This is a genomic window from Tahibacter amnicola, assembly GCF_025398735.1.
Classification (GTDB): domain Bacteria; phylum Pseudomonadota; class Gammaproteobacteria; order Xanthomonadales; family Rhodanobacteraceae; genus Tahibacter; species Tahibacter amnicola.
The window spans coordinates 1,782,708-1,797,003 of the sequence record NZ_CP104694.1 but is presented as its reverse complement, the minus strand read 5'-3'; the positions used below and the strand labels follow the sequence as shown (position 1 = coordinate 1,797,003).

General features: G+C 64.4%; 8 protein-coding genes. All 8 read right to left on the bottom strand.

The window, feature by feature from the left end:
* Positions 1 to 84: 84 nt before the first annotated feature.
* The 8 genes from N4264_RS07465 to N4264_RS07430 all read right to left on the bottom strand — a co-directional run bounded on the left by N4264_RS07465 (position 85) and on the right by N4264_RS07430 (position 13,638).
* Entirely contained in the window at positions 85 to 1,194 is a 1,110-nt protein-coding gene (locus tag N4264_RS07465; protein WP_261696435.1) for a DUF4331 family protein, read from the bottom strand.
* An 82-nt stretch (positions 1,195 to 1,276) separates the two neighbouring features.
* On the bottom strand, positions 1,277 to 2,386 hold the full coding sequence (locus tag N4264_RS07460) for a DUF4331 family protein (protein ID WP_261696434.1): 1,110 nt from the start codon (positions 2,384 to 2,386) through the stop codon (positions 1,277 to 1,279).
* 28 nt (positions 2,387 to 2,414) lie between these two features.
* A complete protein-coding gene (locus N4264_RS07455; protein ID WP_261696433.1) occupies positions 2,415 to 2,861 on the bottom strand; it encodes an ester cyclase in 447 nt (148 codons plus the stop codon).
* A 19-nt stretch (positions 2,862 to 2,880) separates the two neighbouring features.
* Complete coding sequence (locus N4264_RS07450; protein WP_261696432.1) at positions 2,881 to 3,540, bottom strand: type 1 glutamine amidotransferase domain-containing protein; 660 nt, start codon at positions 3,538 to 3,540, stop codon at positions 2,881 to 2,883.
* Positions 3,541 to 3,542: 2 nt separating this feature from the next.
* Positions 3,543 to 4,859 carry an NAD(P)/FAD-dependent oxidoreductase gene (locus N4264_RS07445; protein ID WP_261696431.1) on the bottom strand — a complete coding sequence of 439 codons (1,317 nt, stop codon included), beginning with the start codon at positions 4,857 to 4,859 and terminating at the stop codon, positions 3,543 to 3,545.
* 27 nt (positions 4,860 to 4,886) lie between these two features.
* The gene (locus N4264_RS07440) at positions 4,887 to 5,456 is read right to left on the bottom strand and encodes a DUF4188 domain-containing protein (RefSeq protein WP_261696430.1); all 570 of its coding nucleotides are present in this window, start codon (positions 5,454 to 5,456) and stop codon (positions 4,887 to 4,889) included.
* Between the two features lie 11 nt (positions 5,457 to 5,467).
* The gene (locus tag N4264_RS07435) at positions 5,468 to 9,544 is read right to left on the bottom strand and encodes an SDR family NAD(P)-dependent oxidoreductase (RefSeq protein WP_261696429.1); all 4,077 of its coding nucleotides are present in this window, start codon (positions 9,542 to 9,544) and stop codon (positions 5,468 to 5,470) included.
* Entirely contained in the window at positions 9,526 to 13,638 is a 4,113-nt protein-coding gene (locus N4264_RS07430; protein WP_261696428.1) for a type I polyketide synthase, read from the bottom strand. Before N4264_RS07430 ends, N4264_RS07435 begins: the two co-directional genes overlap by 19 nt.
* Positions 13,639 to 14,296: the final 658 nt, after the last annotated feature.

Genomic DNA, 14,296 nt, shown 5'->3' with positions numbered 1-14,296 from the left:
GCAAAGGGGGTGGATACCCGTCCGGACGCGACGTCCGGACGGGTTGCATCGATCCGCGCCATTGGCGCGAATCGCCTGCGTCACTTACTGCGGATGGATCGGTGGTGCGAGGTACGGGAACGTGGTGCTGTTGGGCACGTCGTTGCCGTGCACGCCATCGAGATCGCCGGGCGCGTAAGCGATAGGTGCATGGAGGTTGAACCAGAACATCAGGTCGAGGTCATCGTCCAGCGCACGGCCGTTCGGCGACTTGGTCGGCTGGGTCGGATCCAGGGTCAGCGTGTCGGGGATGATGATGCCCATCAGCCGATCAAGCGTTTCCCCCTGCAGCCCGAACATGGTCCGCGCCGACTGCTCCGCGACCGCCTTGAAGTCGCGCACGTCGTTGTGCGGTTCGCTTGCATTGAAACGCTCAGTCATGTTCTCGGGAATGTAGACGCCCTTCACTGCCGGATTGCCCACGCGCTGGATCTGCTTCCACCCGCGCTGGCCAAGCTCCTCGGTGGTTGCCCACAGACGCAGTGGCTGCCCGCGATAGACCGATGCGAGCGGAATCTCCACCACCAGCGCCGACACCGCGAACCAGGCGAAGCGGTCGGTCTTGGTGCGGAATCCGTTGGCCATGCCAGAGAAAGTGCGATCGGATGCGACCAGGTCGAAGAAGAACGGGTCGTCGCGCAAGCCGGCGAACGCCTTGGTGCCGTCGCGCCCCTGCAGAATGATCGGATCGAGCGGCGTCTTGCGCACCTGCGTCGTCGGCGTGACCTTGCCGACCAGCGGTGCCAGCCCCATCGAGAAAGTCGTGCGGAAGGTCTGCGTGGTCAGGCCCCCGTGACCATCGGGATGCGCAAACGCATTTTCCTTGGAGAAACGCGACACGATCTCACTGTCAGCCCGCGCGTCATTGTCGCTGTCGATCTTGAAGACGTAGCGGATGTCTGGCGAGAAAATGTAGGACTTGGAGATCAGCGGAACCGCATACGGGTTCACCGCCATCACGAACACCAGCTTCGAAGGATCACTGGGGCTGATGAAGGCCCAGAAGTCGCCGATATCCGCGGTCGGATAGTTGACGATCTCGGGCGATTCGCGATGGTCCGAAGCCATGGCGGTGGTACTGCAGAGCAACGACGCGACAGAAACCGCCACGCCTTGCACGAGCGCCATCAAGCGCTGGGTCGTACTGGATTTCATTCGTGAAACTCCATGATGGGCGACGCGACCGCGCCCGGAACAGGTGTGCCCTGTCGCGGCGCGCGGCGGCCTGGCTCTCGGTTCAGTTCGGCACCGACGTCGGCGGGGCAACGTAGGGGAACACGCTGCGGCTGGGGACATCGTTGGCAGGCACACCGTCGAGCTGGCCCGGCGCATAGGCGAGTGGCTTGTCGAGGTTGAACCAGAACATCAGGTCGATGTCGTCATCCAGCGTGCGGCCGTTCTGCCCCAGCTTGACCGGCTTGGTCGGATCGAGCAGCAAGGTATCGGGCACCGTCAACTTCAGGTAACGCGCGATATCCGGCGGCTGGACGTTGAAGACCTCGACGAGCTGGTCGGCGATCACCGCGCGGAAATTCCGCGGATCGTCCTTCGGATGCGTGGTGTTGAACTTGTAGCGAAGCTTCTCCGGAATGAACACCGCCTTCAGGGCCGGGTTGCCCTGGCGCTGCACCTGCTTCCACTCGCCCGCGCGATTGAGCTCCTCGGTCGCCGTCCAGGTATTGAGCGGCTTGTTCTTGTAGATCATCCGGCTCGGCATCTCGACCACGATTGCGTGGACATTCGAGCCCCAGTTGCGGTCCTGCGCACTCTGGAATTTCGGCTGCACCTTCGCCAGCACGCGGAACGAATCCACGCTGTCGAAGAAGAACGGATCGTTGCAGGGGCCGACGAACACCTTCACGCCGTGGGATTCGGTGATGATCGGAGCCGGCGGTTCAGGGAACTGCTGGCTGAACGGCGTGACCTCGCCTTCCACGTTGAACGAGTCGGAACCGATCGTGAAGCGGGCGTTGTAGACCTGTCCTGGCACGATGCCGACGCCCGGCACCGACGGCGGGAACTCCTCCTTCGAGAACCGGAAGACGATCTTGGCGTCGTCGCGATAGTCGCCGTTGTTATCGATATGAAATACAAAGCGCGAACGGGAGTCCATCACATAGGTGCGCGCAATGGACGGGATCGAAGCCGGGTTCACTGTCAGAACGAAAACCAGCTTGCTCGGATCGTTCGGATTGACGAACGCGTAGTAGTCGGTGATATCCGACCCCGGATGGGCCGCCGCTTCCGGCGACTCACGGTGATCGGATGCAAGCGCTGCGCCGCTCGACAGTGCCGCACCAGTCAGCGCTGCACACAGGATTTTCCGCAGATGATTCCTCAAACCCACGATTTTCTCCTTCGGAAAGGGCTGACCGTCACGCTGTGGCGGCAGTGGCGACACCGGCAGTTTCCGGCGCCTGGACCGAGCTCAGCCCGAGTTGCTCGGCGTAGTCCTTGAGATCGAAATAGGCCTTGACTGACTGGATCTTTCCGTCCGCGACGCGGATCAGGTCGATGCCCGGCAGTGCCAGCACCTTGTGGGTCGGCAGATGGAAAGGCGACTCACCACGGTTGGTGCCGCGCATGATCCACTCAAACGTGCCGAAATCCGGGCCGGTGCGCGTGAACGAGACATCAAAGCGCAGATCCGGGAATGCACCCAGAAGCTGGCCGACATACTCACCCATCGCACCGAGTGTGATCGGCTCCCCTACCAACGGATCCCAGTACGTCACAGAAGGCGCGAAGATCTCGCCGAACAGCGCGAAATTCCGGGTCTCCCATGCTTCGATATAGCTCTTGATCAATGTGTCTGCGTTCACGCGCACACTCCTTAGGTTGTCAGGCCGATGCTGTCTCGACCATCTTCGAAATGACTTCCGCCATGCGCTTGGCCGAAGCCGGGTTCTGGCCCGTCACGAGGTTCTGGTCGACGACGACGTGTTCCTGCCACGGCGCGCCGCAGGAATAATTGCTGCCGCGCTGGGTGAGCTCATCTTCCAGCGAGAACGGCACCACGCCGGACAGGCCGATCTGCGATTCTTCAGCGTTGCTGAACGCGGTGAGCTTGCGGCTCTTGAACAGGTACTCGCCGTTCTTGTCGACGACATTGATCAGGCCTGCCTGGCCGTGGCAGACCGAGGCGACGATCTTCCCGGCGCTGTCGGCTTCGATCAGGATGCGCTGCAGATCTTTGCTGGTCGGCAGGTCGTACATCGTGCCGTGGCCGCCGACAATGAACACACCGGCGTAGTCGTCGGTGTTGATGGCGCTCAGCTTCAGCGTCGCATCGGCCAGGTGCTTGAACGGCTGTACGTCTTCGGCCTGCAGGCTGTTCGGATCGATCGGCGCCTTGCCACCGTTGGGCGAGGCGATGTCGACCTGGATGCCATTCTTCTTGAAAACTTCGTAGGGATGGCTCAGCTCCGACAGGAACAGGCCGGTCGCATTGCCGGTGTTGCCGAGCTTGTCGTGGCTGGTGACGATCATCAGGATCTTCATGGTCAAGTTTCCTCGCTGGATAGAAGTGTGTCTTGCAGCTTGCCCGTCCTAGGCGTTGACTCGCGCTTCAGACGTTTCCTGACGGCATGGCGAACGTTGGCGGAGATCGCCCGTACCATCGTGAAAGGGGACAGCAGTTCGCTGGTGCCCGTCAGCCCCGCGAGGAAGCGCTGCACGATGGTGGCCATCGTGTCGTCGCGCGTCGCGGCGCTGAACAGAATCTGCTGCGGCTTCGGCATGGGCTCCGCCCGTGCCATGTCGGCCATGATCTTGAAGTGCCCCCACACTTCGCGTTGCCGGTCGCGGTGATAACGCTCCACGCTCCGGTCAATGCTTTCCTTGCGGCCGCCAAGTACGGCATCAGCGGCATATTCGGCGAGCTGTATCGATGACAGGATGCCCCACGAGATGCCGAACCCGTGCAAGGGATCGGTCGTGATGAAGGCGTCACCCACCAGGGCGAGACCCGCCGGCGGTTTCTCCCGCAGCAACATCGAGTTCTTCGTGTTGATGCGGTATTCGCCCAGGCGTTCGGCGTTCTCGATATCCGGCGCGTCGGGCAGGTTTCGCACGATCTCGCGAAAGCTTCTGTCGCGATCATCCTTGAAGTCGTCGACGCGGTCCTTCGTCGGCATCAACGCGATCAGGGTCGTGTCGCCGTCGTTCGGGAACTGGTAGGCGATATACGGATCGAGCATCCACATGCGCGACACCGTGCGCGATTCATTCGGGATACCGCGGAAAAAGGCAAAGCACGAGAAGCGGTTGTTGACCCATTCGCGCGTCTTCACCTGCGCCAGCTCGGCGATCTCCGATTCGCGCCCGTCCGCTGCGATGACCAGCGAGCAGGGATAGTCGACGCGGCCGCCACCGGACACCTTCTCCGCACTGACACCCACCACCCGCTGGCTTTCGTCAACGGTCAGCGCGACGACACGCGAGCCGCCCACCAGCGTCACACCGGGCGTCGAGATGGCCTTCTGCCGGATCATCGGATCCAGCGTGAGGCGCCGCATGTTGATGGCGTGCTCCTCGTCGATCGGTGCGTTGGGTATCCACCCCCACCGCGTGGAGATCGCAATGGTGTTCTTCACGCCACCGGCGGTCATGAGGGCGTCGTACATGTCGAGCTTCTTCCACGCCTCCACGCTGCAGGGCTGGATGAAGTGCGTGCAGATGGGCTTGTGAAAATCGGCGTTGCTGCGCTTCTCGATCAGCGTGACAGGCACGCCCTTCTTCGCGAACGCGATGGCTGCAGCGCAGCCGGCGACACTGGCGCCGACGATGACGACGCCAGCCTTTGATGATTGCGTGTTCAACCGACCATCCTCCAGGAGAAGAGTATATTAATCGCATTCTGCAACGGCAGCGCCGTGCGACGGTGTCACTGCGGCAGCCTCGATATGCGCGTCCGGGATCGGCGCGCCGGGCTTTCCGTGCCATTTCTCCATGCGGCCCCGCGACGAGGCGTATCCCTTGCTGGCGGGAACCAGCGGGAAAACCTTGCCCAGGCCGAACGGCGGCATGTTCAGGTAGACGCATTCGTAGTTGCCCGGCGTGATCCGGTAGGACTCGTGATAGATCCCCACGTCGCCCTTCAATCCGATGCTGCGGAAGAACCATCCCCACATCTTGCGGTGGTGCAGCGACGCGTTTGAGGCGTACTTCTCCAGCGCGTCGTAGGACCGCCAGTACTGCACGAACACGATGGGATTCCCGGCGGTGCGGTATTCACCACCGAGGTATCCCGAGTCGCCCGTGAGCTTGCCCAGCTGCTTGACCATGGTGCGCATGGACCACGCCACCGGAAGCCACTTGTGTACCTTCCACCATTTGTTGATGCGCATGCCGATGAGGAGTACGACGAATTCCTCCTTCTCATCGACAGTGACGCGCTCCTTGATGATCCGGCTCATGCGGGCGCTCCTCAGCCAGCCGCCAGCGACGCGAGGCGCCCGGCGCGCTGCAATAGCGCGGACTTGAGCCAGTCGGGCAATGGTGCGGTCAGCGCTCCGGCTGCGTTGTCCGCATCCACGACCCAGGCGAAGTCGGACACGCCGAAGGCCAGCTTGGCGCGGTCACCACCCGCACCGACACGGTAGAAGTCGAAGTGCAGCCGCACGCCATTCTCGAACAGCCCTTCCAGGCCCATCACCACTTCGATGTCGTCGAATGGCATCGCCTCGCGCAGGTGCTCGATCCGGGTATCGATGCAGTGAAGGTCGCTGGTGGCGACGCCAGCGCGGAAGTAGTCGCTCGACAGGCCGAAGAGGAACCGGTCGAGAAGGCGACCCTGCCAGTGGTAGTAATTGGAGAAGTAGATGTTGCCGACCAGATTCGACTCTTCCATCGAGGTGGCGAATACGTGGCGTGCCAGCTCGGGCTCGATCTTCGGCGCTGCCGGTGCCCGGTAGAGCGCTCCCTTCAACGCCAGGCCATGGGTCGGTGCACCGTTGCGCTTGAGCGGGTCGCCGAACGGCTCTTTCGGCAGGTAGCCGTGCGCGAACCGGCTCAGGTAATCGGGCAGCGGCTTGAGCTCGACGGTGCCGTGACCGGTGATCTCGACCCAGGTCGTCGCCATGTTCGCGCTCGCCACCGGATGCTCAGCGCCGGAGTCGTCGATGCGGACCCAGTCGAAGTGCATGTCGATCGAGGAGTTCGCCGCGCCGTAGACGCGGCTGATCCACAGCCGGCCCTCGATGAGGTCGAGACAGTTCGCGTCGCCGACGATCGAAATGTTCGAGTGGTTGGTGACCATGCCCCAGCGACCCGATGCGAAATCGGGAACCAGGTCGACGGCGATCCCGGTGATGGCCAGCTCTCGGATCATGCCCATCCAGTCGGCGAACACCGGGAAGTTCAGGCGGCGACGACGGCTGGTCACTTCCTTGAACGGAACGCGGAAACGATGGCAGGTCTGCGTCTGGCCCTGCGGCCCCTGCGTGATGAAGGCAGTGACGCCGACGTCATCAGCACCGCGATCCAGCGCCGCGAGTACGGCAGGCAGCGCGGCGTTGCCCGGCGGTGGCGTCACGGTCGCCGGTTTGACGACGATGCCGACCATCTTGCGCCGCGGACGCGTCAGCACGACCGGGAAGGTCAGCACCTCGACGCCTTCGGCTTCGCCGGCGGCGCTCGCACGCCACAGGATCGCATCGCCGGCGGAACGGAGGATTTCCAGGTCCACCGCCGCTTTGCCAAGCGCCTTCTGGGCGCTTTCCACCGCGCACCAGATCCGCGTTCCGGCGTCATCGAGCGTGTCGCCGCGATGATTCAGCGCCGCGAGGATGCCCTCCCGCTTGTCACCCAGGAGTGCGCGCCACTGTTCTGCGCTCCGCTGGTCGACCGACTCGATGTCGCAGCCCTGCGCGCCGAATCCGCACACGCTCAGGCAATGGCTCAGGTCGTGTGACAGAGAGACGTTCAGGTCATCGGCCGGGAAGCCGACGACGGACGGCTTGCCCGACGCACTCCACTGGATTTCCAGCGCATCCAGCTGATCGCCCAGGTCCGGCGCGACGCGGTGAATGGCTTCGAGGAACAGCGGCAGCTCGCTCAGATGCCGGCGGCCCTTCTCCATCTGCGAGAGCCCGGGCACGAACGCCAGAGAGAACTTCGGGACGGCGATCTTGAGTGCCCCGCTGTGTTGCGACAGTGCATCATCCAGCAGCCGCGCATCGCGTTCGCTGGGATCAACCCAGTCGTCCGGCGTCGGCGCGCTGTCGTTGGCGACCGTGCGCTTGAGGCGGTAGCCCAGCAAGGACTCGATAACCTGTCCGTCTTCGGTGCAGGCGTGCACGTCACACAGCAGTTCATCCGACCGCCGGCCGGTGATGGTGTTGGCAACACGCATCGTGCCGCGGTTGGACTGTTCGAGATCGTGCAGGTGCAAGGTGTCGATATGCACCGGCAGGTACTGCCCCTTCTCCGACAGCTGCGCAGTCTGGAGCAATGCGTCGCGGAACGAAGGATCACCCAGGTGCAGCCGCGATGGCAGGTCGGCATGGAAGTAGGTCGATTCGGCACCACGACGGACTGCCGTGAACGAGCCGCCCCACCCCATTTCGAACACCTGCTCGATCCGCTGGAACACTGCGCCCTGGAACAGCAGGCCGCCGTAGAGGTCGATCATCGGGTCGAGCATCGGCACGGGCTCCGCACTGCGACTGGCCAGCGACGGAATGCCTGCGTCGTGCGACGGCGGTGCGAACACGACGGTTCCAGCGAAATGGTCGCGCTTGAAGCCGGTCTGCTCGGTGCGGATGCCGACACGGACTTTGAGCGGCTGCGCGTCATCCGTGCGATCGAGCACCAGGGCGTGCAGCTCGATCCGTTCGCCGGCACCGCCGTTGACGACGATCGGCCGCTCCAGGCTGACATTTTCGAGCGACACGGCGGACAGGTTTGCGCGGTCAAGAACCGCTCCAGCCAACTGCGCCATCGCTTCCAGTCCGAAGACCGTCGGGAAGAGATAGACGCCGCGGTAGTAGTGGTCTTTCAGGTACAGGTCGCTATCGATGGACAAGCGGGTGCGGCAGACCAGCTCGACGCCGGGTTCATGCGCGATGACCTCCTCGACAAAGCGGCGATCCCGGTGCAGCGGCGCCAGGTCGCGCGCGATCGGCCAGGTGTCGAGCCCACCCAGACGGCTGGCGACGACGATCTGGCTGGCCGGTTGCCGCCGCAGCGCGCAGGCCAGGAAGTAGTCGACACCCTGGTCCTTCGGAATGGCATCGATGCCCATTTTCGCGAGCTTGTCGGTACTACCGAGCTTCGCGCCCATGCCCACTTCGGCCCAGACGCTGTAGGCGACGGTGACGACATCCACCGAGGGATGCCGGGCACGGTGCTGCTGCAGGACCAGGTCCAGCGCCTCGTTCGAGAAGGCGTACCAGGCATTGCCGGGCATCCCGGTAAGGCCGATGATCGAACCCAGGCCCACGATGAGCTTGAGCGGGCTCGCATCCAGCGCAGCAACGAAGTTCAGCGCGCCCAGCAACTTCGGTGCGATCTCGGCCATGGCCTGCGCGGCGTTCACCTGCTCGGCGCGGCGCGGCTTGTTGACGCCGGCACCGTGCACGAAACCGCTAACCGGGCCAACCTCCGTTTCCACCTGGCGTACCAGCTCGGACACTGCGCCGGCATCAGCGATATCGCAGGCGTAGTAACGTGCCGTAAGACCGGCATTGCGGAACCGCTCCAATGTCGCGGCAATCTCGCTACCGGACCGCAACGCCTGATCGGTCGTGGTGCTGCCGACCAGCACCGTGCGCACCCGCGTCTGCCGTGCGAACGCGAGCGCACATTCGGCGGTAATGCCCTTGCCGCCGCCGGTGACGATCACCACGTCGTCGCCGTTCCACGGGATGTCACGTGGCGGCATTGCGGCGGCGGAAACCACCGCCATCCGCCCGATGTGCCGCCCACTCTCGCCGTCGTGGAAGCTGGCGACGTACCCGCCGTCCACGGCGAGTTCCGCGGCCACGCGAATCGCGACATCCACCGGCGCCATCGCCTCTTCGATGTCGAGTACGCGAATTTTCGCCGTGGGTCGCTCCAGGTGCAGGCTGGCGGCAAATGCGCGGGCACAACCCTGCGCGATGCCCGTGACGCCGACGTCTCCGCGCCCCAGCGTCGCCAGGGCACCGGACTGCACGATGCTCACGGAAGCACAGCCCTGCTCCGCCGACACGACGGCGATATCACTCAGTCGCTCGACCACCGGCGCCAAGCTGTCGTGATTCGCGACCCCATCGGCAGGCCGCCGTGGCAGCACGGTAATCAGGTGCTGGATGCTGCGGGCAGGACGCGACCTGAGTGCGGCGTGATCACCGGCAATCACCTGCGCGCCATGCCCCTGCAGGTGCTCGGCGATCGCGTCCCCGACCGCGGCATCAGCCTCGTCACGGGCAATGAATACGGTGGCACCGTCAAACTGGCGCAACAGGGAGACATCCGAAACCTGCAGGGACTCCGGCTGCAACGTCAGCTCGAAACCACGCACCCAGGATGGCAGGCGCGCCGGGTCGATCGGGGCGCAGCCGCGACCACCGGCGCCGAGGACTTCGGCGTTGCCGGGGTTGCCAGCGCGTCGAGACGAGTAGCAATTTCGCCCAGCGTGGCGCCCGCCAGTTCGGCGGAATCCACTTTTCCGGCCAGTCCACACCGCGTGGCAACGTCGGCGAGCAAGGCACCGACCTTGATCGAATCCATGTTGAGGTCGTCGATCAGGCGCAGCTCCGGCGTAAGCCGGTCCGCGGCGAAGCCCGTCATCTGCGCGACGGCATCGCGCAGGACAGTCATGGCCGCCGGTGCCGAAGCGGACGTCGACGCCGCTGGCGCAGGACGCGCCGGCCCGGCCAGCGCATCCATGCGTGCCGCGATCTCGCCGAGTGTCGAGCCGGCCAGTTCGCTCGCATCCACCTGCCCGGCGAGACCGCACTGGCTGGCCACCTCCGCCAGCAGCGCGCCGACTTTGATCGAATCCATGTTGAGGTCGTCGATCAGACGCAGGTTCGGCGTCAGGCGGTTGGTGGCGAAGCCGGTCATCTGCGCGACGGCATCGAGCAGGATCGGCATCGCCGAGGCCGTGCTGGCGTGGGTGACAGGCGCCGTGACGGCGATGCTCTGCGGTCCGACCAGGGCGTCCATGCGAGCAGCAATTTCTTCGAGCGTGAGGGAAGCCAGCTCGCTGGCGTCGAGCTGCCCGGCGATACCCAGTTCAACGGCAGCGCGCCCGACCAGGCTCCCCGCCTTGATGGAATCGAGGTTGAGGTCATCGACCGGGCGCATCGACAACGCGATGCGCTGCGCGTCGAATCCGGTCAGCTCCGCCGCAAGGCGCACCAGCACCGATCGCGTCGCGCCGCCCGTGGCCGCCGCCGGCGTGGCAACGGCCGCGACGGCGGGTGTCGATGGGGCGCTTTTCGTGACGGAGGCGGCCGGCGCGGCAGGCGTGGCCGCCAGCAGGCGCTCCACGATGCTGCCGCTCGCGGACACCGCGGCCGACGCCGCCGGCACAGGTGCGGTACCTGTGCCGGAGTGGCGGATGTCCGCCTTCATGACTTCCGCGATGAAGCGACCACGGTCCGAGAGGTAACGCTGCAACTGATCGATGGCGCTATCGATGGAATCACCACCGCTGCTTGCCACAGCCACCGGCGACGCCGCCGCGAAGACTGGCTCGAGGCGCGGAACCGGCTCTGCGAGCGGCCGCTCGCAAGGATTGACGATGAACTGCTTCTGCGCAGCCGGCACGAACGGGCGGACCAGCCGGTTGGCGTGGAGCTGCGTCCAGCGAACCGCAACACCATAGGCATGGAGACAGGCCAGCGCCCAGTGGAAGTCGGCGTGGCGCTCGGCTTCGCCTTCCAACGGCAGGCAGAGCGTGTCACCGCCGTCGATGCGCGAGATCAGGTTCGAGAGCACCCTGCCCGGCCCGACTTCGACCAGCAGCTTGTGACGGCCGGTCAATGCCCGCGTCGCAGCCACGAACTGCACTGGCTTGAGCATTTGATCGGCGAAATAGCGCGGCAACGCGACCGAGTCGTCGACCGTGCCGGCCAGGCAGGCCGAGTACACCGTGGCGCGCAGCGCCTGAGGCGATGCGGGTACCGGCGCCTGGGCCAGCAGCCGCTCGGCTGCTGGATTCATCAGCTCGGAATGGAATGCATTGCTGACGGGCAGCAGGCGGGCGTTGATGCCCTGCTGCTGCGCCTGCGACACCACCGCATCGATGGCGCTGGTGTCGCCCGACACGACGACCTGCTCGGGACTGTTGACGTTGGCAACCACCAGGTATCCGTGGGAGGACGCGGCGGCAACCAGCGTGTTCGCCCGCTCGAGCGCACAGGCGAGACTCGCCATCGCGCCGATGCGCTCGGCGGATTCGGCCATGCAGCGGCCACGCACCGTGGCCAGCTGGATCAGGGCCTTCGCATCGTAGGCACCGGCCGCGTGGAAGGCGGTGAGCTCGCCCAGGCTGTGACCGAGTACCGCCGCCGGCTCGACGCCCAGACGGCGCAGCCGCTCCAGCCACAGCAGCGATGCCAGCACGATCGCCGGCTGCGCAAGCTGGGTCTGCATGAGCGTCTCGGCCAGTACCGTCCGCTCGGCCTTGAAGGGGTACAGGTTCAGATTGGGATAAATGGCATCGAGCAGCCCCGGCGTGCCGACTTCGGCTGCCCAGGCGTCGGCTTGCTGGGCCAGTGATCGCGCCCAATCGAAACGCTCGATCAGGCTGCGCGCCATGCACAGCTGCTGCGAGCCCTGGCCAGGAAAGACGAATCCCAGATCTGCGCTTCGCGCGCTGTTGCTCAGCGTGTAGCGGTGTTCCCGGTCGACCACGATGTCGCCCTGGCGCAGCCCGCCCTGACTGATGCGCTGAATCAGCTGATCCAGGCTGCTGAGCAGATCGTCGTGAGAAGAGGCGACGACACTGGCACGCCACGCCTGCCCCGCTTCGATGCGTTCGCAAAGCGAGGCCGACAGGTCGGCCAGCTCGGCGAGGCTGATATCAACGGCCTCGGCGCGCACGCGGCGTACCTGGGCGCCCAGTTCGGCGGCGTCGATCGCCGCGAACACGAAGAGCTCGGAATCCTGCGAGGAGCTCATCACGGCGCGCTCGTCGATAGTCGGCGCGAGGTGCGACTGTGGCGCGGCGGGCGGCGCCGTCACCGTGACGTGCACGTTGATGCCGCCGAATCCCATGGCCGAGACACCGGCGCGCATCGCGCCGTCGGGTGCGCGCTTTTCGCCGCGGAGCAGCGGATAGATCGCGCGTCCGTCACCCTGGAAAACGTCGTGCGGCTGTTCGCAGCCGGCCGTCGGCGGCAGTACGCGCTGGTTGACCGCCATGACGCCTTTGATGAATGCACCAATACCGGCGGCCGCCTTGGTGTGTCCGACGATCGACTTGAAGGAGGTCACGCCGCAGGTCCGCACCGCCGAATCACCTTCGGCAGTGACGGTTCGCGATATGGCCGACAATTCCACTTTGTCGCCCAGCGAGGTGCCGGTACCATGCCCTTCGATGAAGTCCAGGGGCGATGCGTCGAGGTCGACGGACTGGTAGGCGCGGGCCAACGCAATCGCCTGGCCGCTGATGCTCGGCGCAGTGATGCCGCCGCGTCCGTCGGACGACATACCCCACCCGTCGAGCACGGCGTAGATCTTGTCGCCATCGCGCTGCGCGTCGGCCAGGCGCTTGAGGCCGACGAAGCCACAGCCTTCACCGGGAATGAAGCCGTTGCCGCGGCTGTCATAGACACGCATCTGCGTGGGCGAGAGCGCACCGGTCTTTGCAAATCCCACCAGCTCGAACGGGTCGAGGCTGATGTCGACGCCGCCGGCGATCACGAAGTCGGCCTCACCGGCCGCCAGGGCAACGGCTCCGCTGTAGACGGCAATCAGCGAGGAACAGCAGGCGCCGTCCACGACATAGCCGCCGCCGTTGAGATTGAGATAGTTGGTGATGCGACCGGCGATGGTATTGGCAAGACCGCCGGCAAGCGTGTCTTCGTTGACCGGCGCAAAGGCGGACTTGAAGACCAGTTCCATGTCTTCTTCGAGCGCCTGCAATGCCGATGCCGGCATGCCGCAGTTTTCCGCCGAGGCGCGCAACGCGCGCCGGACATACGGCCAGCGCAGACGCAAGGTATTGGAACGCGTGAATTCGCCGGTCAGTGTATTTCCCACGATGACCTGCGTGGTTTCACCGGGCAGTCGGGAAGCGTCGTAACCCGCATCCGACAACATCTGCAACGCCGTATCCAGCGCCAGCCAGTGGGCGAGATCGGTGGCGTCATAGGTGGTTTTCGGAATCCGTCGGCCGGCCCAGTCGAACTCGTAGCCATCAATCACCGCGGCGCGCAGGCCGTAGGTTTTGTCCGGCGTGGTGCGGTCGCCGTCGTGATAGTCAGCGATCGGCAGACGCACATCCGGCATGCGGCGGAACTCGCGTCGTGCAGAAAGGATATTTTCCCATAGTTGGCGCGGCGATTCCGCACCCGGATAGCGGCAACCGATGCCGACAACAGCGATCTTTTCCGAAGAACCTGCTGCATCCGTCCGACTCTTGCTTTTCCGTACTGTGTTCATCGAGGTAAACCTTTCTGGTTGCCCGATCCAGGGCGCCCACTGCGTCCCGGACAACTTGAGAGAAACACTTCCCTGCACCCCGTGCGACGCACGGGGTGAGAACGAGAAAAGAGAACTATTTCGCATATTGATCGGCCTGTTTGCCGACCGTTCAAGAAACGCCGATGACCGCACCTTGCACACGCGACCGGATCGACCTTCCAGGAACCGTAGCATACACATTATTTGGTCGACCGTTCAAAAATAATGACATTTTGCTATCTATTGCAACGAAAGTGGCCTTTTAGAGCGCACTAACTAGGCAAATTCATTCACGGAACTTTTACGGAATATGTAGCGAAGGGAACTAGTTAACGTTTCTCGCAACAGGGAAGCGACAGATATGGCCACGTTGCGTGAGTGTTGGACAACTTCGTGACGAAAGCGCCACAGGGGACTAGACCGGAAGGGGAACACGGATCTGCAGCGGGGGTATTGAAAGCATTTGACGTCTCAGATCCCGCGACACTTTCCCGGGCGGAACTGCGAAACGATTGTTGGCCACGCATATGCACAGAACCACTTGCAATCGAAATGGCAAAGGGTTGGGATACCAGCGTCGGCCAGGGGGGCCGACCCAGTGTGCAGGGAGGCCCGGGCTGACCATCCCGCGCACCGT